The following is a 22313-nucleotide window of genomic DNA, read 5'->3' on the forward strand; positions in this document are numbered from 1 at the left end:
AGGCGGGTCATGCGGGGGGCTGTTAGGGGGCTCTCCAGTGCGCCTCTTGTTGGAGGAGAGAAAACCTGATCTTCATGGTGATGTCACATGAGCTTGACCGTATGAAAATGGCTGTGGGACGCTATTAAGCCTTCTCTACTTTCGGATGGATGTACGGTCTGATGACCGCCTTTATTACCAAGCTCTCCATGAGACGCCTGAGCCGCCACACCTATACTGGGCCGATGTTGCCCCTGCCCGCTGCGCTGCTGGCACGCCTTTCAGCGGCGGCTGGCGGCGTCGTAGCACCGGTAGAGGTGGGCGCCAATCAGGCGGGCCTGGTGGCCTGGGCGCAGGCGACAGGCCGGCAGGTCACTGAAGAGGCGCCGGTGAGCGGCGCTGGCGCCTGGCTCTGGCTGCCCCGGCGCCGCAGTGACCTGGAACGGCTGCCGGTGGACTCTCCCGCACCGCTGCTCCTCAGTGGGCCCGAACTGCTGGTCAGCGCGGGCGAATGGCAGGCGGCGCTGCCCGGTCAGACGCCAGTCCAGGCAGTGGCGACCTTCCGTGCCTTCGGCGGCTGGCCTGGGGCGCTGCCGCTGGCCAGCGTCTTTCCCGGCGAGCCGCACGCCCCTCTGCACCCCCAGGCCCACGCGCTGCTGGTGCCGTGGTGCCCGCCGCCCCAGCTCCGGGCCGCTGCTGGTCGCCTGGCCTGCGCCGATCTGGTGACCCCCGCCGTGGCCGAGGCCCTGGGGGTGGCCCAGACTGACTTTGAGGCGCTGCTGGACGGCGGCTGGCTGTGGCCCGAGCCGGCAGGAGGCCGCTTTCCAGCCGCGCTGCGCCGGTGGCTGGCGCCGTTGCCTGCCCCCGAAGATGTGCGGCGTGCCGCCCAGGCCCTCGGCGCGGGGGGGCATCACCCGGCGGCTCTGGACACCCTGGCGGCAGGCGCCTGCTGGCCCGAGTACCTGGAGCGGCTGGCCCAGACCGCGCGCAGCGCCGAGGGTGAGGCGACGCTGCGCGCCCGGTTTCAGGTTTTGCCCGACCTCTGGCGGGCCGAACCCGCCGCCCTGTATGTCGCGGGGCTGCTGGCGCGCGCGGCGCGCGACCTGGACAGCGCGCAGGAACTGTACACCCGTGCGCTCCCACGCCTGCCCAAGCCCCTGGCCGCGCTGGCCTGGAACGCGCGTGGGGTGGTCCGCGCCCTGAGCGGCGAGGTGCAAGGTGCCCTGGAGGACTTTGACCAGGCGGCCCAGCAGCCTGGTCTGAGCGCCGGCGAGGCCAACCACAACCGCGCCACCCTGCTGGTGCAGCTGGGCCGGCACGCCGAGGCCGAGCGCAGCCTGAACGCGGCGGTGGCGGCCTTCCGCGAGGCCGGCGATCCCAGGCGCGAGGCCCAGAGTCTGGAAACCCTGGGCACCCTGCATTTTGGGCGTGGGCTCTTGCGAGACGCCCTGGCGCCGCTGCGTACCGCGCTGACGCTGCTGCGGGCTGACCACCCGGCGCAGGCCACCCTGGCCCTGCTGAACCTGGCCGAATGCCACGCCCTGCTGGGCGAGGTGGCCGCTGCTCAGGAGCTGCTTCAGGAGGCGGCGCTGGTGCAGGCGGCAGACCCAGACCCGCGCGCCCTGGGCTGGCTGCGCCGCTTGCGGGCGCTGCTGGCCCTTCAGGGAGGCGAGCCCCGGCAGGCCCTGGCCCTGCTGGACCTCGCCGGCGCCGAAGACCCCAGTTTGCAGGCCGAAATGGCGCTGCTTCAGGTCCGGGCGTGGCGGGAGCTGGGCCAACCGGACATGGCACGCGCGGCATTAGACCGCGCCCAGCCCCTGGGCCTGCGCGCCGACCTGGAATCGGCGCTGCTGGGCGACGAGAGCCTGGACCGCGTGATTGACGCGGCCCGCCAGGAAGAGGCGCGGCTGGAACTGGCTTCAGCGCTGCTGCGCCGCGCCCAGCCTGACGACCTGCGCGAAGCCCTGGCTCTGATTCAGGCGCATGGCTACCTGCCGCTGCTGGCGAGTGCGGCTGCCGCGCCCCTGGCGGCGCTGGCGCACGACGGGGCCACGCGGGCCCTGTTTCCTCTGCACCTGCAAGCGCTGGGGCCACTGCGCCTGACCCACGCGGGGCGGCAGCTGGGTCTGGCTGACTTTCCCACCCGCAAAAGTGCGGCGCTGCTGGTGGCCCTGGCCCTGTCTGAACGGCCTCAGCCGCGTGAACTGCTGGCCGAACGCTTCTGGCCGGGGGCCAAGAACCCGCTGGCCAGCTTGCAAACGGCGGTGTACCACCTGCGCAGCGCCTTCTCGGTGCCGGTGGTGGCCAGCGAGCGGGGGCTGCTGTCCCTGCTGTTTCCAGTGCGCAGTGATGTTGAAGAGTTGCGCGGCGCCCTACAGGCACGCGACCTGGGCCGCCTGACCGAATTGCTGCGGCCCTTTACCGCCTCTCAGAGCGTGCTGCCCGAACTGGTCACTGAGTTGACCGAGGAGCGCGAACAGGCCGAGCGTGTGCTGCACGACGCCCTGCGCCTGCACGCGGCGGCCCAGCCCGGCGACGATGTGCGCCGCCGTGACGCCCTGCGCGCCTTGATTACCGCTGACCCCTACGACACGGCCAGCCGAGAAGCTCTGATTCGCTGGCACGAAGACCGGGGCGAGCAGTCCCAGGCCCAGCAGGAGCGCGACGGATTGCGGGCCACCCTGCTGACCCTGGGCCTGAAGGAGTGACAGAGACAGGTGAGTCTGGAACCCGGAATCTCCTTGGGATGAAGCTAAAGAGGCTTTGACTCTGGTGGTTCTTGCGGGCGTCACCAGTGACGAGTAGGGCCAGGAGGGAGGCTCAGGTTGGCTCCCAGGCTCTGTCCTGAAGCGCGAGATGGCTTCCAGACTGCCGTCAGCTTGTGGGGTGGCGAAATAGAAGGAACAGGACCAACGACGGGATGGTGGCAGGGGAGACCGATGCCCTTTCAGTGGTCCCTGCTTTTCCGCGCTACTCCCTTAGGTGGCGCTGGGCGAGCCAACTTCCAAAATGGTACGGAAGAGGAAGACACTATCCGTATCAGTGGCTTCTCTCAATCAGAGGGCAGTGCTTCGCCTGAAGCAAGCTGACGAGCTGACCTGACCGCTGTTCGGGCGCCCTCGGCCTGACGCCGTTGGCCACCACAGGTATAGCGAGGCTTAGCCCTCAGCCGCTGCTGGAAACAACAGGGTGGCCAAGATCACCGTGCCCAGGTCAAACGCCGCCAGAAAAGTCAGCCAGGTGGCCACCTCAGCGCTCCAGCCGCCTGTAAGCAGCAGGGTGGTGGCCTTAACGGTGGCAATCACCGCCGGCACCAGAATGGGAAAGGCCAGCGCGGGCAGCAGCGCCTCACGCGCGCGCAGATTCACGGTAATGCTGCCGTAAAAGGTTGTGCCCGAGGCAAAGCCCAGCACCCCTAGGGCGGCGGTCAGGGCCAGGGCCGCCCAGGGCACCGCGCGCCCGGTCTCGGCGGCGCCGAACAGCACCAATCCCACTGGCAGGGTCAGGGCCGCCACCAGCAGCAGCGGCGGCAGCACCCCCAGCAGTTTGCCTAGGTACAGCGCGCCGTGGGGGCCGGGATAAGCCAGGAGCTGCTCCAGTGCGCCCGCCTCCTGTTCCTGGGCAAACGCTCGCTGGGCGCCCACCGCCGCCGCCAGGGCCAGCGCTGTCCAGATGGCCCCGGCTGCCAGTGCCGCTGTCTGGTCGGGCGTGCGCCCACCGCCGCCCAGGGCCAGGCCCAGCACCAGCAGCACCAGCCCGGCAAAAAAAGCGGTGGCCAGCAGGGTGTCACGCGTGCGGCCAGTCACCCGAAGATCCTTGGCGGCCACGGTGGCGATGACCCGCAGGGCACTCAAGCGCGGTGCTCCTCGTGCAGTTGGCCACCCGCCAGCCGCAGGGTACGCGGCGCCACCGCCTGCGCCAGTGCTGGTTCATGGGCAGCAATGATGAGGGTGACCCCCTGGGCACGCAACTCGGTCAACAGTTCCTGCACCAGGGCGCGGCCCCCCTCGTCCAGATTGGCGAAGGGCTCGTCCACCAGGGTCAGGGGTCGGGCGAGCAAGTGCGCGCGGGCCAGGGCCAGTCGCTTGCGCATTCCCGCCGAGAAAAAGCGGGCGCGGCGCTCGGCGGCCCCAGTCAGTCCAGTTCGGCGCAGGGCTCCGGCCACGTCGCCGCTTTGCCCGTGCATCTGGAGGGCAAAGCGCAGGTTTTCCGCGCCGGTCAGGTCGGGGTAGAGGCCGCCGTCCACAGGCATCAGGTGGGTGACCCCCCGCACCGCCCGGCTGTCGCGCAGGTCGTAGCCCAGCAGTCGGCCCTCGCCGCGTGTAGGGCGCAGGCCAGCGGCCAGCAACCGCAGCAGTGTGGTCTTGCCCGCGCCGTTCTCGCCCAGCAGGGTCACGCCCTGGCCAGCGGGAATGTCCACCTCCAGGCCACGCAAGACCGCCTCCCGGCCCAGTCTGAGCCACACGCCTCGCAGTTGCAGGGCATGCGCAGAGGCGAGTTCAGGTGGGGCCACCGTTCCACCGCCCCCAGCCTCCTTCACACCCGCAGCCATTCAGGCATCACGCTGTAAAAGAAGGTTGCTAGGCGGGTGAACTGTCCGCTCAGCATCAGCAGGCCCATAGCGACCAGCAGCGCGCCGCCCACCCGCTCAAAAATGCCGGCGTAACGGTTCATGCGCCGCAGGTTGACCCGGTGCCACAGCAGCGCGGCCAGCAGGAAGGGCACGCTCAGGCCCAGGGTATAGGCGGCCAGCAGGCCTACACCACTACCCAGGCTGGCGCTACTGGCCGCCAGGCCCAGCACGCTGCCCAGCGTCGGCCCCAGGCAGGGGCTCCAGCCAAAGGCAAAGGCTGCCCCCAGGGCGACCGGGCCGTAGCCGCCTGCGTTGGCCAGCGCGCGGGTGTCGCGCATCAGCAGGGGCAGGCGCACCGCGCCCAGCATCACCAGGCCAAAAAAGAGAATCAGGAGGGCCGACAGCTGGCCTAGTAGCGCCTTGTGCGGCGCGATCAGGGCACCCAGGCTGCTGGCCGTGGCGCCCAGCGCGATAAACACCAGCCCAAAGCCCAGAATGAACCCCAGCGCCCGGCCCCACGGCGCGCGTTCGCCGCCCAGCACCCCCAGGTAACTGGGCACCAGCGGCAGCACGCAGGGACTGAGAAACGAGACCAGCCCCGCCAGAAACGCGACTGTGAGGGTCGGGACAACCATGAGGCGCAGTCTAGCGGCCACGCCCCAGGCCGCCTGTCCCGCAGAAGGAGAGTGTGCATAAGAAATCTCTGAGGCCGCTTTAGCTGAACAGATGGAGGGCAGAATTCAGCATCATCCTGAGGTTTTGTTGTTAAGGGGGGTGAGGCGGGAGGGCTTTGTGCCCAGCAGCATTTAGGGAGTAGATGATGGTGTTTCTCTCTCGTCAATGCTGTGAAAAACTGCGCTCCATTCAGAGCATTGACAGCAGGCTGCACCGCGCAATCTGTGCTCTCGTCTGGTTCATTGCACAACCAAAGGAATGTCGGCGCCACTGGGCGAAGCCTGAGACTGGGACCGTTCTAAAGGCATAGCCCGAAGTGAAGCCCTATTCCAGCTGGCCGGTGAAGGTGCCTTCCCAGGCGTTCAGGATGCGGCCACCCTGCACCAGCAGCACCGTGGGATAGGCGCCCACCCGCAGTTTGCGGGCAAAGGCGGTGGCGGCCTCGCCGTCCCAGGCGCGCAGGCCGGCGGGGGCTGGGGTCTGTATTCCCTCGGCGTTGACGGCCCGTACCGGCAGGCCCGACGCCAGCACCGCATCCCACAGGTCGCCCAGGTCGCCGCAGTCGTGGCTGTAGACGACCACCACCTCGCGCTCGGCGGCGGTCCAGGGATGGGCGGGCAGGCTCTCGCCCAGGCGCACACGGGCGTCGGCGGCCGACACCCCCAGGGTCAGCAGTAAGGTCAGCAGAGGCGCGCGGCGCAGTCGCATGGCGGTCATGATAGGCGCCCCAGGGCCGCAGTGCTTGGAGAATGGTGAGGGTCGGGTATATTCCGCGCCCGCCGGCTGTCGAACCGGTTCAGGCCAAGCGGATGGGCACAGCAGAGCGAGCGGGAGGAGGACGTAGTGCAAGCAACTCGGTTGCGGTGGATGAAGGTAAGAAGCAGAAGTCGTACTGGCCGATTCCCGATCTCATCGTCTGAAGCAGAAGCAAGAGTTGACGGAACTCGCAGGGGAGCGCCGCCTTCACTTCCGCCAGCCCTTCGAGTTGTGGACGTCACCTCCAAGAAAAAGGAGGGCTGACGACCGCCCAGAGAACAGCAGTCGGCCGCCTGTCATTTGCAGACAGGCGGCCCGGTCTTGCTGAACTTACGGTGTGGCTGGGGCGCCCTGCGGTGAGGTGCCCTGCGGCTGAGCGGCCTTCAGGGCGGCCGGGTCAGGGGTTTCATCTTTCAGCGGGGCTGGCGCGGGGTCCGGGGCATAGGCCGGCAGCGCCTGAAACTCCACGCGCCGCTGCACGATATTTTCGGGCGGCGTAAATTCGGTGGCCAGGCGGTTGGTCACGCGGTCTAGGCTGACCAGCACGGTGTTCGGGTCGTCATAGGAAGCGTAACTGGTTTCACGGAACTGCACGGGTGGAGGAGCGTCCTCCTGCACATCAGTGTTCGCCGCCCCCTGGAAGCTCGGGTCCAGCACGGCCAGTTGCACGCCGGGCAGGAACTGCTGGTCCGGCGCCTCGACGTACTGAATGCCGGGCGGCTCGCTGAACTGCCGCACCGCCTGGCCCTCGTGGGCCAGTTCCATCATGCGGCGCCAGATGGGGGCCGCCACGTAGCCCGAGTAGTAGTAATCAGGGTTGGCGCCGCCCTGCTGCCGGCCCACCCAGGCGGCGCCGGTGTACAGGGGCGTGGTGCCCACAAACCACAGGTCCTTCACGAAGTTGCTGGTGCCGGTCTTGCCGGCCACCGGCCACTCGCCAAACCGGGCGCGGGTCGCCAGGCCACCCTGAGCCTCGCTCATGTCGCCCACCACACCGCGAATCATGTCCAGCCCCAGCCAGGCGATCTGCGGGGTCCAGACGCGCGCCGGGCGCACGGGCTCGCTGCCCGCGTCGTACAGCACCTCGCCGCGCGCATTCGTCACGCGCGTGACGTAGCGCGGCGCACGGTACAGGCCGCCGTTGACAAAGGGGGCGTAGGCCGCCGCCATCTTAACGGGCGTGGTTTCCACAGCGCCCAGCGCGGCGGCCAGGCCGGTGCCGTCGTTGGTCTGCAGCCCCAGTTCGCGCAGCTTGCCAAAAAAGGTTTGCAGGCCGATGCGGTCCGCCAGACGCACCGTGACCAGATTCAGCGAGCGGTCCAGCGCCTCGCGGATGGTCATGTCGCGGCCAGTGGTGATGCTTTCAAAGTTCTGCGGGGCGTAGACGCCGTTCTTACAGCCAGTGCAGGGAAAGGTAATAGGGCGGTCCTCCTCGCGGTGCGCCTGGGTGAGCCCGGTGGACAGCGCGGTGGTGTACAGCAGCGGCTTGATGGTCGACCCAATCTGGCGCTGGCCCTGCGCGGCGTTGTTCCAGTCGTCTGGCGGCTCGGTGCCGCGCAGCTTCTGGCCAATCATGCCCAGCACTTCGCCGGTATAGGGGTTCAGGATGGTGGCCGCCAGCGTGGCGCCGGGCGGCAGGTAGGTGGTTTCGCGGCTGGCGGTTTCCACGGCGTTTTGCACCTTGGGGTCCAGGGTGGTGTAGACCCGCAGGCCCCCCGAGCCGTACACCTTTTCGCGGCCAAAGCGGCGCACCAGTTCCTGCTCGACCTGATGCACAAAGTGCGGGGCGCGCGTGCTGGTTACGGCCTTCAATTCTTTCTGGCTGGCGTCCACTAACCGGGCGCTGGTGATGTTGCCCCCAGCGTCGTACAGCACCTTCCAGCCTCTGGGCTGCACCGGTTCGCGCCACGCGGCGTCCATCTGGGCCTGGGTAATCCAGCCGTCTTGCACCATGCGCGCCAGCAGGATCTTCATCTGTGGGCGCACGGTCTTGTAGTTGGGGTAAAAGCGCCCAGGGCTGGGAACCAGCACCGTCAGGTATGCGCTCTGCGCCAGCGTCAAGGCGGCGGGCGTGGTTCTGAAATAGGCCTGCGCGGCCGAGTAGATGCCGTACAGCTCCACTGGCCCGCCGTCGCCCCAGTAAATGGCGTTCAGGTAGTTCTGAAGAATCTCTTCTTTGGTAAAGGAGCGCTCGACCTGCACGCTCAGCATCCATTCCTTGAACTTGCGGTCCGGGCTGCGCGCCTGCTGGTATTCCTCCAGCAGCAAGGTGTTTTTGATCAGCTGGTTGGTCAGTGTAGAGCCGCCCTGAACATTGTCCCCACGCGCCAGGCGCTGAAACTGCCGCCCAATGCCGTAGGGGTCCAGGCCGTAGTGCTCGAAAAAGCGGCGGTCCTCGCTGGAAATCAGGGCGGCCACCATGAACGGGCTGATTTCATTCAGGTTGACAATCGTGCGGCTGATGGCCTGGTCGCCCACCTTGGGAATCAGGGTGCCCAGCGGCGTGTTGTCGCGGGCGTACACGCGGGTTTCGGCGCCCAGCGAGCGCGTCAGGTTGTCGAGTTCACGGTAGTCGGGCAGTTCGCGGTTCCACTTGACCGCGTAGGTGGCGGCCACGCCAACCCCAGCGACCAGGGCCGCCAGCACCAGCGAGGTGAGGAATTTCAGGAAACGGACAATATAAATCACGGCGGTCCTGCCTTTTTCTGCCGGCTGGTCGGTGCCGGGCGGCCTAACGGCGCCGGGCTTCGATCAGCTGGTTGACGCGGCTGCGAAGATTTTTGCCGGACAGCGGCTTGTACACGATGTCGTCGGCGCCCACCAGCTTGGCATGGTCGCGGGTCTGGTCATCGTCAAAGCCAGTGAGCAGCAGCACAGGCGTATCGCGCAGCCGCTTGATGCGCTTGACCCGGGAACAGATTTCAAAGCCGTCCATGTGCGGCATTTTCACGTCCAGCAGCATGGCATCGGGCGTGTGGTCTTTGAGGTAGTCGAGGGCCAGCCTGCCGTCCTGCACAGCCACAATTTCGTGCCCGTCTGCCGACAAAATGACTTCCAGCATGGTGCGGATGGCTGGTTCGTCGTCTGCGACGAGGATGGTATACGCCATGAGCCCCATGATAATGCAGGCCCGGTCCCTGCGCGTCACGGAGGCTGGTGTCCCCCAGTGGGCTGGTCTCCGACCTCTCCACATCTCATACGGACTCCGATTAAATCGTTTGCAAAAACGGTTTCATCCGAGCGGAGTGAGCAGGAGGAGGGCGGGTTCCGGGCATGGAGTTTGCAAACCAGTTCTGTTCTGGTTTGTCAACGGAATAGACGGAATCCGTATCAGTGGCACCGTTGGCCATGAGCGGCTGAGTGAAGGTCACGCGGCAGAACAGGTGGGCGCCAAATGACCTCCAGGCGTGGCGGTGATGTCGAGCACAAGAGCCCGGCCGATGGACAGGTCTTGAGCGCAGATCAAGCAGGAAGCGGGACAGCGCCCTGGGGCGAACGAAGTCAGTCTCTGGAAGGGACAGCGGCAGAAGTGGAAGTGAGGGGGATGTTTTGACCCCCTCAATGGAGCTGGCAGCCGCTGTCAGGACAGTGCTGGCCCTCAGCCAAACTGGGTGTGGCGCAGGTCGGCCAGATGCACGTCGTTGCGGCCTTGCCGCTTGACGCGGTACATGGCGGCGTCGGCGCGGGCCACCACCGCCTCGGGGTCCTCGCCCGCCTGGGCGGTGGCCACACCAAAGCAGGCGGTCACGCCATCCACCGTGCCGTAGCGCGCTCCTCGCAGGTCGGCGCGCAGGGTATCGAGCAGCGCGCGCACCTGGCGGTCACGCTGCTCGGGCAAGATCAGCATGAATTCCTCGCCGCCCCAGCGGGCCGCCACGCCACCGCCTGGCAAATGCGCCTGGACTGCCTGCCCCACGCCGCGCAGCACCAGGTCGCCCGCCGCATGCCCATGCAGGTCGTTAACCCGTTTGAAGTGGTCCAGGTCAAACAGCACCAGGGTGTAGGTGGCGCCGCGCGCGGTCAGTGCGGCCAGATGTTCCTCGGCGGCGCGGCGGTTGCCCAGGCCAGTCAGGGCGTCACTGTAGGCCGCCGCATGCGAGGCCAGCAGCTGGGTGCGCTGTGCCCCCAGCGTGGCCTGAAGGATCGTGAGCACCGCGCCCACCAGCAGAAACTGAAGGGAGGCCCCGGTCAGGTCACCCCGGGCTTCGGCGGGCACGGTCAGCAGCAGATTCAGGCCACACACCGCCGCCGACACCAGCAGCAGGCTGCCCGACAACCAGGTCGCGCGGCGCGGCGGATACACCAGAAACACCGCCACATACAGCACGGCAAACCAGTAGGTGTTTTCCATCAGGGTGCGGGAGGCTGGGGTCAGCACGCTGAACTGGTGATTCAGCGCCAGCAGGAGGTAGGCACCGGCCCCGATGAACGCGCCGCGAATAGCCCCAGGCAGCTGCAAGACGCCCAGCGACAGCAGCCCCTGAAGCCCCAGCAGGCCCAGCCCCAGGGCCGGCAGCGCCACCCGGTCAAGGGGGTCAAAGCTGGGGGCCTGCATCCACAGGGCGGCGCCGCAGGCCAGGCTCGCCAGCCCCACCAGCCACGCGAACATGCGCCGCTGGGTGGTCTGCCAGGCGGCAGGCTCGGGCGGCGCGTCTGCGGCGGGGCGCGGCGTCACCGCCGCCCTGGCCTGCAGGCAGAAGGCAGGGGCATCCACATAGAAATCCCCACAGTGTACCCCTGGTCTGGGCACGGCGGGCTGCACCTGTGCGCCGGGGCTGACTCGGGCAGAAAGGGGAGAGAAGGCCCCAAAGCTGGCCTCCAGCCGTGAGGCCAGCTGCCGATGAGCGGTCAGCTGCTTACGCCTGCTTCTGTGCCTTTTGTGGTGGAGGAGAGAGCCGCCCTCTGGTATGGGTGCCGTCTGTGATACTCAGCCACCGGAGCAAACCAGTTTTGCCCAAGTCACTCGCTTCTGGGTTCGCTAAGAGTCAGCCGTTGGTGCAAACGGTGCAGCCGGCAGCCTGTTTATTCCCGCAGTTCGTGGTGAACGCGGCAGCGGGCCTCGTAGCTTTCCTGGGCGCCCACCAGCACCACGGGATCGCTCAGGCGGGCTGGTTGACCACCAATCAGGCGCTGGGAGCGGGTGGCCGGGGCGCCGCAGACCGTGCAGATGGCGGTCAGTTTCTCCACGCTCTCGGCGCGGGCCAGCAGGTCGGGCATGGAGCCAAACGGCTCGGCGCGGAAATCCAGGTCCAGCCCAGCCAGAATGACGCGCACGCCTGCGCCCGCCAGTTCCAGGGCCAGCGGCACCACTTCTGGCCCCAGAAACTGCACCTCGTCAATGCCCACCACGTCGGGCAGGGCGCTGACGCCCGGGTCGCTGAGGAGGGCACCCTCACCGGCCAGGTGAGCGCGAATCTCGGCGGCGCTGCCCACCGCCAGGGCGGCCACGGTGCGCCCCGCGTGGCTGGCGACCTTGGATTCGTGGTAGCGGTCATCCAGCGCTGGCTTGAACACCTGCACGTTCTGGCGCGCAATCACGGCGCGGGTGACGCGGCGAATCAGCTCCTCGCTTTTGCCGCTGAACATCGGCCCGACGATGACCTCCAGGTGACCGCCGTGATAGGGGGACTTGAGCACGCAGGGGAGTATGGCAGATAGGGCCAGATGAAGGGCGGCGCGCCACCGGCAACAAAAAGCCCCGCCGAAGCGGGGCAGAGAAGAGGCCAGCCGGCCTTACTTCTTCTTGGTGCGGTAGCTGTCGCCGAAGCGCTTGTTGAACTTGTCCACGCGGCCTTCGGTGTCCACGAAGCGCTCTTCGCCGGTCCAGAAGGGGTGAACGCCGCTCCAGACGTCAACGTGGATTTCGGGCTTGGTGCTCAGCGTTTCCATCACGACCTGGCCCTGGTAGATGATCTTGCAAGGAACGGTCTTGGGGTGGATGTCTTTTTTCATAGGTGCCTCCTCCGCCACGTCTGCGCCCCAGTGCGGTGGCATGTGCGTAGCGGGCAACCCTGACAGTATACACCACCCAGGCGCAGGCTGCACCGGAAGCGGCCAGAGACTTGACCAGAAGGCCGGGGCGTTATCAGCTGTGGCCACAACCCTCCCCCATACCCCCATTAACGACACCAGATGGGACGTTTCAAACTTGACTATTTCAGTCGGTTTAGTTCAGCATGCTTCAGTTATGTTGAAATCCCTGACCACCCTGACCTTGCTGCTGCTGGGCACCGCCTCGGCCCAGAGCCTGACCCTCAAGCACGACGAGGGCAGCGCCACTGTCAAGAAGGACCCCAAGCGCGTCGTCGTCATGGACGAGGAAGCCCTGGGCTGGCTGGCCGCACTGGGTGTCAGTGACCGCGTGGTGGGCCTGGGCAGCACCTACTTCACGCCGGCCGACCTGAGCGCCGGCAAGCTGAAGCCTGAAGTCCTGAAGCAGGGCTTTTACGGCCGCGTCAAGCTGAATAGCCCCGCCTACATCGGCGACTGGATTACGCCCAACCTGGAAACCATCACGGCCCTGAAGCCCGACCTGATTGTCCGCATCACCTGGAAGGGCAACCAGAACTACGACAAGCTGACCAAGATTGCCCCCACGGTCGGCTACGCCGAAGACAGCCCCAGCTTCTGGCAAAAGGGCCTGCGCGACCTGGCCAAGGTGTTTGGCAAGCAGGTCGAGGCCGAGCGCGTCATCAAGCAGGTGGCCGACACCAACCGCGCCAACGCGCGCAAGCTGCTGGCGGCGGGCGTGTTCCGCAAGTATTCCAAGGTGGTTGTCGTGGCGCCCTTTGCGGGCGGCAGCAACTGGCTGTACACCGACGTGCGCCTGATCCCCGACCTGCGCACCCTGGGCTTCAAGGACGGCATCAAGGCCAAGGAAACGACGCTGGGCGTCGGCTCGGCCATCAGTGACGAGGCGCTGCTGGGGCTCGACAAGCAGACCCTGGTCGTGCTGTTTCCCCCCGGCGGCAAGTACAACGGCGCCGAGGCCTTCTTGAAGACCCCCGTGGGCCAGCGCCTGAAAGACCAGAGCATCGTCTACGTCCCCGAGGACTTCAGCCCCTACAGCGGGCCCCTCATGAGCATTCATAACAGTAATGCCCTGACCAAGATGATTCTGGAGAAGGTGAAGTGAAGCGGCTGCTGGCTCTGCTGGCGCTGGCGGGCGGCGCCTCGGCCTCGGCGGCCTGCGCGGGGCGCGAGATCACGCACTCGCTGGGCACCTCCTGCGTGCCGGCCACCCCGGGGCGCGTCGTGGTGCTGGAATGGACCTACGCCGAGGACGTGCTGGCCCTGGGCGTGCAGCCGGTCGGGATGGCCGACATCGCCGGCTACCGTGAGTGGGTCAATATCCCCGTGGCGCTTGCGGCCTCGGTGCAGGACATTGGCACCCGGCAGCAGCCGAGCCTTGAGAAAATCCGCGCCTTGAAGCCCGACCTGATTCTGACGGCCAAGCTGCGCTCGGCCCAGAATTACGCGCAGCTGGCGGCCATCGCGCCCACCGTGGCCTTTGACCCCTACGCGGGCGCCTCGCAGTACGGCGAGATGCGCTCGACCTTTACCACCATCGGCACGCTGCTGAACCGCCAGAACACGGCCCGGCAGGTTCTGAGCAACCTCGACGCCCGCCTGGCGCGCGTGGGGCAGGACCTGAAGGCGGCGGGGCGCGCGCGCGAAACCTACGTGCTGGCCCAGGCCTACACGGGCCGGGGCGGCGCCGCCACCATGCGCCTGTTTACCGGCAACAGCATGGTCAGCGAGGTCATGGAGAAAATCGGCCTGGTCAACGCCTGGAAGGCGCCGGCCCAGCCCTACGGCTTTTCAGAAGTCAGCCTGGAGCCGCTCTCGGCCCTGAACACTGCCAATTTCCTGTATGTCACCCAGAAAGAGGACAACGTGTTTGCGGCGCCCAGCCTCCGGCCGCTGTGGCAGGGGCTGCCCTTTGTCAAGTCGGGCCGCACCTACGCCCTGAATGAAAAGACCTGGACCTTCGGCGGGCCCCTGAGCGCCCTGACCCTGGCCGGCGAAATCAGCCGCGCCATGCTGGGCCGCTGACTATGACGGCCGCCCCCCGCCTGCCGCTGTGCGCCGACGTGTCGCGCGAACTGAACGAAGACCCCATCGGCACGGCCTCCCACTGGCAGGAAGTCACGGTGCTGGAACTGGACGTGCCGGTGTGGGCGCGCGTGCGCGACGTGGCGAACTGGACCCCCGAGCAAAGCGGCCTCTTCGAGCGGCTGCGCGGCAAGGTCGAGGGGTCGGGGGCGGGGTTTGGCCTGCTCATGAGTGCGCCGCGCATGCCGGGGCAGCCGTTGCGGGTGCGGCACTACACGCTGGGGGCCGGCGGCTACCGCCGGCGCGACTACCTCAGCGAGCTGCCGCAGAGCGAGTGGGCGCGCGGCCTGACCGACACCCTGCTGGACCGTGAGAACCTGGGCGGCTGGCAGGAAGAGGAATCGCCCGCCGGCCCCGACCTGCACGTCTGCACCCACGGCACGGTGGACGCCGCCTGCGGGCGCTACGGCGTGCCGGTGTTTCAGCGGCTGGGCGAGGCAGGGGTGCGCGCCTGGCGCACCGGGCACTTTGGCGGGCACCGCTTTGCGGCCACAGCCGTGGAGCTGCCCACGGGCCTTATGTGGGCGCACCTGACCCCCGAGCTGGCTGTGCGGGTGGCCCAGCGTGAGGTGGCCCCGGCCGAGGCCGCGCGGCACCTGCGCGGCTTTGCGGGGCTGCCGCCGCTGGCCCAGGCCGTGGACCGCGAACTGCTGCTGCGCCACGGCTGGGCCTGGCTGAGCGCCGAGCGCCGCGCCCAGGTGGACGGCCAGCACGTCACCCTGAGCTACACCTGGCAGGGCGTAAGCGGCGAGGTGCGCGCCGTGGTGGGCCACAGCCTCCTGAGCGTGCCGGGGTCCAGTCACAAGCCCGATTACGGCGAGGTCAAGCAGTATCAGGTGGCGTGGGCATGACCCGGCCCCTGGCGCAACCGACCCGCCGCGTCTCGTGGCGCCCGCTGTGGTTGCCCCTGGGCGTGGCGCTGCTGGTCTTCGTGGTGCTGGCTTCGCTGGCGCTGGGGGCCACCGATCTGCCGCTGGCACAGGTGGCGGCCCTGCTGTTTGCCCCCAATGATTCCACTGAAAGCCTGGTGGTCCATACCCTGCGCCTTCCGCGCACGGTGGTGGCGGCGCTGGCTGGCGCCGGGCTGGGCGTATCGGGGCTGATGCTTCAGGCTGTGACGCGCAACCCGCTGGCGGACCCCGGCATCTTGGGCGTCGAGGCCGGCGGCGCGCTGGCCATTCTGGTGATGGTGGTCTTCTTTCCGACGGTGCCCGGCTGGCTGTTCGTGCCGGCTGCCTTTCTGGGGGGCCTGCTGGCCGCCACGGCTGCTTACAGCGTGGCGCGCAGTGTAGGCATCACCCCGCTTCGTCTGGCGCTGGCTGGGGTGGCGGTGGCCAGCCTGGTGGGGGCCGCCAGCCGCGTGATTCAGATTCTGTGGGAGCAGCGGGCGCAGGGCGCACTGTTCGCCCTGTCCGGGAGCGTGGCGGGCCGCACCTGGGAACACGCCGCGCAGATTGCGCCCTGGATGATCGGCGGCCTGCTGGCCGCGCTGCTCCTGACCCCCCGGCTCAATATCCTGGCCCTGGGCGAGGACGTGGCGCGCAGCTTAGGCGCCCGCCTGGAACGCGACTCGGTGCTGGTCACGGGGCTGGGCGTGCTGCTGGCCGCCGCTTCGGTCAGTGTGGTGGGGCCAGTGGGCTTTGTGGGTCTGATTATTCCTCACGCCGCGCGCACCCTGGTGGGGGCAGATCACCGCCTGAGCCTGCCGCTGGCCGCCCTGCTGGGCGCCGCATTCCTGGTGGTGGCCGATATCGCCGCCCGCCTGGTGGACAAGCCGGCCGAAACGCCCGTGGGCATTCTGGTGGCCGCTGCTGGCGCACCCTTCTTCGTTCTGCTGGCCCGCCGTGTGGGCCAGAAATAACCTCAGAGGTCTGTGATGAACAAGTTCAGTCGTTTCTCGGTGCTGTCCGCGCTGGCCCTGGTGGCCTCGGCGGCGGCCGTAACCGTGCGCCATGAAGGCGGCACCCTGACCCTGCCTGCCCCCGCTAAACGGGTGGTGGCGCTGGAATACTCTTTCCTGGACACGCTGGTGGCCCTGGGTGTCAAGCCGGTGGGCGGCGCGCTGGGCAACCAGGGCGGTGACCGCGGCGCGCCCCCCTACCTGGCACCCTTCATGCAGGGCGTTCCCGCCACCGGCAGCCGCGCGCAGCCCAGCCTGGAAGCCATCGCGGCGGCCCGGCCTGACCTGATTCTGGCCGACGCCTTTGTTCACAAGGCCACGCTGCCGCAGTTTGGGGGCCTGGCGCCCACCGCCGCCTTTCAGAGCCGCCGGGGGAGCACCGACGACCTCGGTGCCCAGACCCTCCTGATTGGGCAACTGGTGGGGCGCGAGGCGGCGGCCAAGCGTCTGCTGGCCGACCAGGCCAGCCTGATTGGCAAGGCCCGCGCCTTTGCCAAGAAGGGCGCGCCCGCCTTCGTAACGGCCGTAGTCACGCCGCAGTCCCTGACCGTTCACACCAACCAGAGTTTTGTGGGCAGCTTTCTGGAAGACCTGGGCCGCAAGAATCTGGTGCCGGTCAAGGGTGACCAGACCCAGTACGAGCTGTCCCTGGAGGGCCTGGTGGCCCTGAATCCCCAGACGCTGGTGCTGTTCACGGCCCCCGATGAAACCCCCATTACCGAAACCTGGAAAAAGAGTCCTTTGTGGCAGAAACTGCCGGCCGTGGCGCGCGGGCGCGTGTACGTGTTTAACCGCGACAACTGGACGCGCGGCCGGGGCCCGCTGGCCCTGAAACTGATGGTCGCCGAGGCCATCGAGAGCCGCCTGCTGCAAGACGCCGCGCCGGCTGGGCGTTTCCGCCTTCCGTGAGCCCGCTGTGACCACGGCCCCCCGCTTTACCACCGCCCGCGCCCTGGCCCTGAGTCTGGGCCTGGCGGCGCTGGCCCTGGTCCTGTCGGTGCTGGCGCTGGGGGTTGGCGCCGTGCAGACCCCGGCGGCCGACGTGGTGCAGGTACTGCTGGGCGGCGGCGACGACCTGACCCGGCAGCTGGTCATTGACCTGCGCGCGCCGCGCATCGTGGTGGCGCTGCTGGCCGGGGCCATGTTTGCGGCGTCCGGCGCCATGATGCAGGGCGTTATTCGGAACCCGCTGGCCTCACCGGACATCATCGGGGTGGGGGCGGGGGCGGGGCTGGCGGCCACCATCTTTCTGCTCGCCTGGCCCTCGGCGCCCCCAGGCGGCCTGCCCTGGGCGGCCCTGGTGGGCGCCTGGGCCGGCTTTGGCCTGGTGCTGGCGCTGGCCCGCGACTGGACTGGCCCGCAGTCCGGCAGCCTGCACCCGGTGCGCCTGGCGCTGGTGGGTGTGGCGGTGGCGGCGGCCCTGGGGGCGGCGCAGCAGTTGGTCATCGTCCGGGCCCCCGACGGGCTGGGGTCGGCCCTGACCTTTCTGACCGGCACGGTCTACGGCGCCGACGCGGCCCGCGCGGCCCGGCTGCTGCCCTGGGCGCTGGTGTTGCTGCCGGTGAGCCTGCTGCTGGCCCGCACCCTGGATGTCCTGAACCTGGGTGAGGACCTGGCGACCTCGCTGGGCACGCGCGTGAACGCCGCGCGGCTGCTGTGCCTGACGGTGGCGGTGGCGCTGGCCGGGGCCGCCGTGACGGGCGCCGGGATTCTGGGGTTCGTGGGCCTGCTGGCCCCACATGTGGCCCGGCTGCTGGTGGGCGCGCGCCATTCCCGGCTGCTGCCGGTGTCCATGCTGCTGGGCGCCGCCCTGGTGCTGGCCGCCGATACTCTGGGCCGCTCCCTGCTGCCCCCCATCGAGGTGCCTGCCGGGATTTTCACCACCCTGGTCGGGGCGCCGTATTTTCTGTATCTGCTGAGAAAGGCGAGGTGAGTGGTCAGTGGAACGCAGGGGACGAGTGGCGCCTCAGCCGGCCAGCAGCCGTCGGCAGACTCCTGCTCACCCCCCGGAGCACCCAGCCCACCCTTTCGTTCTTCACTCCCTGCCCCTAAGGACTCCATGACCAACCCTCCTCTTTCGACCAGCGATCTGCGGCTCGGCTACGGCCAGACCGTCATTGTGCCGGGCCTCAACCTCCGCCTTGGGGGTGGGCAGGTCACGTCCATCATTGGGCCCAACGGCTGCGGCAAAAGCACGCTGCTGCGCGCTCTGGCGCGGCTGTTGCCGGTGGGAGGCGGAAGTATCGAGCTGTACGGCCAGGCGCTGCACGCCCTGCCCAGCCGCGAGGTGGCCCGCCGCCTGGCCATTTTGCCGCAGGGGCCCACCGCGCCCGAGGGCCTGAGTGTCGAGGAACTGGTGTGGTTTGGCCGTCACCCGCATCAGGGCCGCTTTCCTGTTCGCCGCACCGAGGACCGTGAAGCCGTGGACTGGGCGCTGGACCAGACGGGAATGCGCGTTTTTGCCGGCCGCTCTCTGGAAGCCCTGAGCGGCGGGCAGCGCCAGCGCGCCTGGATTGCCATGAGCCTGGCCCAGCAGACGGACATTCTGCTGCTGGACGAACCGACCACCTACCTGGACCTGTCGCACCAGCTGGAGGTGCTGCACCTGGCCCAGCGCCTGAACGCCGAACAGGGCAAGACCGTGGTGATGGTCCTGCACGACCTCAATCAGGCCGCGCGCTACAGCCACGAAATCGTGGCCATGTCGGGCGGCGAGATTTATGCCCAGGGCGCCCCGGAAGACGTGCTGACCCACGAGCTGCTGCGCGACGTGTTTCATCTGCGCGGCCACATCATCCCCGACCCTGATACCGGCAAGCCGCACGTGATTCCCTACGCCCTGACGCGGTAGAGAAGGGTAGCTGGGTCAGGGCGAGGGCCTTGACCACAGGATAAGGAGATGACTCGTCAGCACTCTCCCAGGGCCCCATTGCGAAGTCGTTTTCTATCAGCCTTCTGACGAAGTTTTGCTGTACTCACCCCAGCGCCACCTTGGGACTAACCCTGAGGTGGCGCTGGGTTTTCCTCTTAGCGTGTCTGGCCGGCTCCGGCTCTGGCCTGCTCAAGCACCCCAGGCAGCTGCGCCGTACAGGCCCAGGTGCGTGCCCAGCCTGGCCAGTCGTGGCCCAGCCGTAGGGCCGGCAGGAGGGCCGGGGGCACCTCCAACCCCCGCGCCCCGGCAATCGCCCCCGCCACGCAGGCCACGGTGTCGCTGTCGTCACCCAGCAAAACGGCCGGCTCAATGCACGCCCACCAGTCGGCGCGGCGGCCGTGGGCCAGCGCCGCTTCCAGGGTGTCCAGCACATACCCGCTTTGCGAGACCACGGCGCCCGCCCGCCCCGAGCGCACGCGGGCGCGCACTGCTGCGCGGGCTTCACGGTCAGCGGCGCGGAAAGCCGCGTGCGCCGCCTGGGTCTCCAGGCCCAGCACCCCGGCGTCCAGCAGGGCCGCGCGGGCGTCAAAGGTGTCCATGATGACCAGGGCGGCCTGGCTGGCGTCCTCATAGGCGGCGCCCTGGGCCAGGGCTGCCAGTAACGCCGTCAAGAACACCGAGGCGTGCACGCAGCGGGGGTCAGTGTGCGTCAGGGCCGTGACCACCGCCGATTCGGTGGCCAGGGCCGCGCCCTCAAAGCCCGCCAGCCACACCGCCGCCACGCGCATCAGGCCGCCGTTGCCCGCCGAGGCGTGGCCGCTGCTGCTCCAGGCCCGCGCGCCGCCGTCCAGCGTGCCGGCCCCCAGACTCAGCGCCTGCCGGGTCAGGCCGCCCACATCGGGCGGTCCAGTGGACAGCCATTCGCGCAGCGCCGCCAGTACGCCCGCGTGGCCCTGGCCCCGGTGGTAGCCCAGCAGGGTCGCCACGACCATCTGGCTGTCGTCGGTGGCCTCGCCAGGGGCAAAAGCAAAGACGCTGCCCGGCTGGTAGCTGCGAAAGAGGGGGCCGTACTGCGCCGTAATCGCGGCGGGGGTCTTGAACTCGGTGGCGGCGCCCAGGGCGTCGGCCGCGCACAGGGACAGCAGCGTGGTCAGGGGCCAGTCTGGGCGCGTCACGCTGGCCATGCTGCCACAGCCTCCAGCCGGGCGCGCGGTAGCCCACCAGGCATGCCCCCGGTGGGCAGCCTCTGGCTTCCCCCAGACAGGGGCCTTACACTGAGGGACATATGGTGCGCGGTGACCTGGCAGTCTTTCCGTTTCTGTCCGTGATGCAGATGTTCCTGACCAGCGGCCGGGCGGGGCGCCTGAACGTGGACCACATTCGCGGCGGGCAGCTGTGGCTCGAACGCGGCGAGATTGTGCACGCCGAGGCCGGGCGGCTGCGCGGCGACAACGCCCTGCAGTTCATGGCCAGTCTGGACGGCGGCGCCTTTACCTTCGAGGTGGGACAGGTGCCGCCCACCCGCACCCTGAGCCTGCGCCGCGACAGCGCCCTGCGCCGCCTGATTGAAGACAGCGAAGGCTGGGCCGCGCTGTCACGCACCTTTCCCGACTGGAACCAGCGCCTGCGCCTGAGTGCCAAATGGAACGACGCCCAGCCCGTCACCCGCACCCAGTACCGCGTGCTGAACCTGGTGGGCGACAGCGCCAATATCCGCGCCTTGCTGGAGCGCTCACCCGAGTCGCCGCGCATGACCTTAGAAACCCTGCGGCCCTTTTTGCTGGCGGGGCTGGTGGAGCTGGGCTAGGCCGCCTGGCCAGCGTTTCTTATGACTTCTGCACACAAGGCCGGCCCATTCAGGCATGATGGGCGGCAGCGGAGGACTCATGAGCGCCATCACCCGGAACGACCGCAGCAGCCCCGAACCCCGTGAGGACTTTGGCCGGGAAGGCCAGGTGCGCCCAGCGGCGGCTGTGCAGACGCACCCCAGCTGGCGCGAGCAGGACCATTACGACTTGTGGGTCGAGTGGCAGCAGCGGGACTCGGGGGGGCGCTGGCACCCACACCAGCCGGTCACGCACCGCACCTTCCGCACCCGTGAGGACACGCTGCTGCACGCCGAGCGCCTGATTAACCGGGGCGACTTTCCCATGCAGGGCGGCAGTTCGGCCGCGCCCGTGACGCTGCTGCGTAACCGCCGCGCCGCGCTGCTGACGGCCTTCCGCGAGGCCGAGGGCGACGGCGTGACCCTGATTCGTGAGGCGCTGTTCCCGGTGGGCGAGTACGCCCTGAGCCTGCGCGTCACCTGTGACCGGGTGGCCGACCCGGTGCGCGCCGCCTTTGCCAGCGCTGCCAACCCCCTGCGCAGTCTGGCCGGGCAACCCGTGCGCCTGACCGCCCTGATTGAACATCCCTACGATGTCCTGGCCCGCGCCGAGGGTGTGCTGGAATTGGGTGAGCGCACCGCCCGCCTGGGCACCGACACCCAGACCTTTGCGGCGGGGGCGACCGTGCAGGGGGTGCCCTACCGCAGCGCCACCGTGACCGTGCCGCGCGGCCTGCTGAAAAAGCCGCTGCTGTACCGCTACGAGCTGGCCCCCAGCGAGGAGCGCTAGGCCCGCAACTCGGTCAGGGCGCTCAGGGGCACCTCGCCCCGGTACAGCACATGCGGCACGTCCATCCACAGGATGAGGGGGTCGGCCAGCGGCAACTGCCGGAGCCGGGCCAGCGTTTCGGCGGGTGGCAGCGTGAACTGACCCAGCCCTTCTGGCGTGTAGGGCCATTCGTCGGCCGGGTCGGGGGGCGGCTTGATGCCGTCCGGCCAGGGCCGCACCAGCCGCACGCAGGCCCGCGCTGGGTCCAGCGCTGAGGCCGGCAGCGACCAGAACCGCACGGGTGGCACGGCCCGTCCCATGCTCCTCACCGCGTCCAGCAGGGGGCCCGGATGCACGGGCGAGAAGAACAGCACGTCGTTCCACAGGCAGTTCAGGCGCTCCACCCGTTCGGTCAGCAGGGCCTCGCGCCCGGCGTACTTGGCCACCTCGCGGGCGTAGACCTCGGGGTGAAGGTCACGCAGCCGGTTCAGGGGCCACAGGCGGTCGCCGCGCACGTCCCGCACCGCGCGGTGGTACAGGGTCAGGCCGGCCCAGTCATGTTCTGGCATCTGATTAGGGTGCCGGCTGGGGGGCCTGGGCGCCTATGGGCCAGGAGGCGGATTGAAAACGCCCCCGCGCGGCGCGTAGACTCCCAGGCAGCAGTGACCGGGAAGAGTAACCGGGACAGCCACCACAGGAAGCCTGCCCCGCGACTGAGAGGGCCGGCGGAAACGGCACCCGGCGAACGTCGCCCGCGAGCATGAGGGAAGAACGGCCCGCCAGCCTGCCGGCGGCCCACTAGACCCCTCCGGGTGCGCCCGGCACAGCGCGCGCAAAGTGCCCCCGCCG

At 68.7% G+C, this 22313-nt stretch carries 21 protein-coding genes; 10 read left to right on the forward strand and 11 right to left on the reverse strand.

Annotated features, from left to right (window positions below):
* Positions 1-161: 161 nt before the first annotated feature.
* Positions 162-2687, forward strand: coding sequence for a tetratricopeptide repeat protein (locus tag GO986_RS01900; RefSeq protein ID WP_232337346.1), 2526 nt, complete (start codon positions 162-164; stop codon positions 2685-2687).
* A gap of 450 nt (positions 2688-3137) precedes the next feature.
* Here the strand turns inward: GO986_RS01900 and GO986_RS01905 are convergent, their stop codons facing one another.
* From GO986_RS01905 to rpmE, 9 genes are all read right to left on the reverse strand, one after another.
* Complete coding sequence (locus tag GO986_RS01905) at positions 3138-3824, reverse strand: heme exporter protein CcmB (RefSeq protein WP_157457692.1); 687 nt, start codon at positions 3822-3824, stop codon at positions 3138-3140.
* A 5-nt stretch (positions 3825-3829) separates the two neighbouring features.
* Positions 3830-4531, reverse strand: coding sequence for an ABC transporter ATP-binding protein (locus GO986_RS01910; RefSeq protein ID WP_157457532.1), 702 nt, complete (start codon positions 4529-4531; stop codon positions 3830-3832).
* Positions 4516-5187 carry a cytochrome c biogenesis CcdA family protein gene (locus tag GO986_RS01915; RefSeq protein ID WP_157457533.1) on the reverse strand — a complete coding sequence of 224 codons (672 nt, stop codon included), beginning with the start codon at positions 5185-5187 and terminating at the stop codon, positions 4516-4518. The genes GO986_RS01910 and GO986_RS01915 overlap by 16 nt, the downstream gene beginning before the upstream one ends.
* 364 nt (positions 5188-5551) lie before the next feature.
* Positions 5552-5935, reverse strand: a complete 384-nt coding sequence (locus GO986_RS01920; RefSeq protein WP_157457534.1) for a penicillin-binding protein — start codon at positions 5933-5935, stop codon at positions 5552-5554.
* A 378-nt stretch (positions 5936-6313) separates the two neighbouring features.
* Positions 6314-8671, reverse strand: coding sequence for a transglycosylase domain-containing protein (locus tag GO986_RS01925; RefSeq protein ID WP_369409087.1), 2358 nt, complete (start codon positions 8669-8671; stop codon positions 6314-6316).
* A 43-nt stretch (positions 8672-8714) separates the two neighbouring features.
* Complete coding sequence (locus tag GO986_RS01930; protein ID WP_157457694.1) at positions 8715-9101, reverse strand: response regulator; 387 nt, start codon at positions 9099-9101, stop codon at positions 8715-8717.
* Between the two features lie 480 nt (positions 9102-9581).
* On the reverse strand, positions 9582-10697 hold the full coding sequence (locus tag GO986_RS01935) for a GGDEF domain-containing protein (protein WP_369409088.1): 1116 nt from the start codon (positions 10695-10697) through the stop codon (positions 9582-9584).
* 308 nt (positions 10698-11005) lie between these two features.
* Entirely contained in the window at positions 11006-11620 is a 615-nt protein-coding gene (locus GO986_RS01940; protein ID WP_369409089.1) for a thymidine kinase, read from the reverse strand.
* Between the two features lie 96 nt (positions 11621-11716).
* Entirely contained in the window at positions 11717-11935 is a 219-nt protein-coding gene (gene rpmE / locus GO986_RS01945; protein WP_107138623.1) for a 50S ribosomal protein L31, read from the reverse strand.
* A 235-nt stretch (positions 11936-12170) separates the two neighbouring features.
* On the opposite strand from rpmE, the gene GO986_RS01950 reads away from it, so the two are divergent.
* The 7 genes from GO986_RS01950 to GO986_RS01980 all read left to right on the forward strand — a co-directional run bounded on the left by GO986_RS01950 (position 12171) and on the right by GO986_RS01980 (position 18849).
* Complete coding sequence (locus GO986_RS01950; protein WP_157457536.1) at positions 12171-13118, forward strand: ABC transporter substrate-binding protein; 948 nt, start codon at positions 12171-12173, stop codon at positions 13116-13118.
* Positions 13115-14038: an ABC transporter substrate-binding protein gene (locus GO986_RS01955; RefSeq protein ID WP_369409090.1), complete on the forward strand. Its 924-nt coding sequence runs from the start codon at positions 13115-13117 to the stop codon at positions 14036-14038. Before GO986_RS01950 ends, GO986_RS01955 begins: the two co-directional genes overlap by 4 nt.
* A 2-nt stretch (positions 14039-14040) precedes the next feature.
* Positions 14041-14949: a sucrase ferredoxin gene (locus tag GO986_RS01960; protein ID WP_157457537.1), complete on the forward strand. Its 909-nt coding sequence runs from the start codon at positions 14041-14043 to the stop codon at positions 14947-14949.
* Positions 14946-15959 carry a FecCD family ABC transporter permease gene (locus GO986_RS01965; protein ID WP_157457538.1) on the forward strand — a complete coding sequence of 338 codons (1014 nt, stop codon included), beginning with the start codon at positions 14946-14948 and terminating at the stop codon, positions 15957-15959. Before GO986_RS01960 ends, GO986_RS01965 begins: the two co-directional genes overlap by 4 nt.
* Before the next feature lie 15 nt (positions 15960-15974).
* Positions 15975-16907, forward strand: a complete 933-nt coding sequence (locus tag GO986_RS01970; RefSeq protein WP_157457539.1) for an ABC transporter substrate-binding protein — start codon at positions 15975-15977, stop codon at positions 16905-16907.
* A gap of 7 nt (positions 16908-16914) precedes the next feature.
* Complete coding sequence (locus tag GO986_RS01975) at positions 16915-17931, forward strand: FecCD family ABC transporter permease (protein WP_369409091.1); 1017 nt, start codon at positions 16915-16917, stop codon at positions 17929-17931.
* 126 nt (positions 17932-18057) lie between these two features.
* Positions 18058-18849: an ABC transporter ATP-binding protein gene (locus tag GO986_RS01980; protein WP_157457541.1), complete on the forward strand. Its 792-nt coding sequence runs from the start codon at positions 18058-18060 to the stop codon at positions 18847-18849.
* Positions 18850-19025: 176 nt separating this feature from the next.
* Here GO986_RS01980 and GO986_RS01985 read toward each other — a convergent pair whose 3' ends face one another.
* Positions 19026-20045 carry an ADP-ribosylglycohydrolase family protein gene (locus tag GO986_RS01985; protein ID WP_439648689.1) on the reverse strand — a complete coding sequence of 340 codons (1020 nt, stop codon included), beginning with the start codon at positions 20043-20045 and terminating at the stop codon, positions 19026-19028.
* A gap of 110 nt (positions 20046-20155) precedes the next feature.
* Between GO986_RS01985 and GO986_RS01990 the strand changes: the two genes are divergently transcribed.
* Together GO986_RS01990 and GO986_RS01995 are read left to right on the forward strand one after the other, a co-directional pair.
* Positions 20156-20677: a DUF4388 domain-containing protein gene (locus tag GO986_RS01990; RefSeq protein WP_157457543.1), complete on the forward strand. Its 522-nt coding sequence runs from the start codon at positions 20156-20158 to the stop codon at positions 20675-20677.
* A 79-nt stretch (positions 20678-20756) separates the two neighbouring features.
* A complete protein-coding gene (locus GO986_RS01995) occupies positions 20757-21485 on the forward strand; it encodes a hypothetical protein (RefSeq protein ID WP_224574995.1) in 729 nt (242 codons plus the stop codon).
* Here GO986_RS01995 and GO986_RS02000 read toward each other — a convergent pair.
* Complete coding sequence (locus GO986_RS02000) at positions 21482-22033, reverse strand: hypothetical protein (protein WP_157457544.1); 552 nt, start codon at positions 22031-22033, stop codon at positions 21482-21484. The two genes, GO986_RS01995 and GO986_RS02000, sit on opposite strands and share 4 nt — an antisense overlap.
* Positions 22034-22313: the final 280 nt, after the last annotated feature.

The sequence above is a fragment of the Deinococcus arboris genome, from assembly GCF_009755355.1.
Classification (GTDB): domain Bacteria; phylum Deinococcota; class Deinococci; order Deinococcales; family Deinococcaceae; genus Deinococcus; species Deinococcus betulae.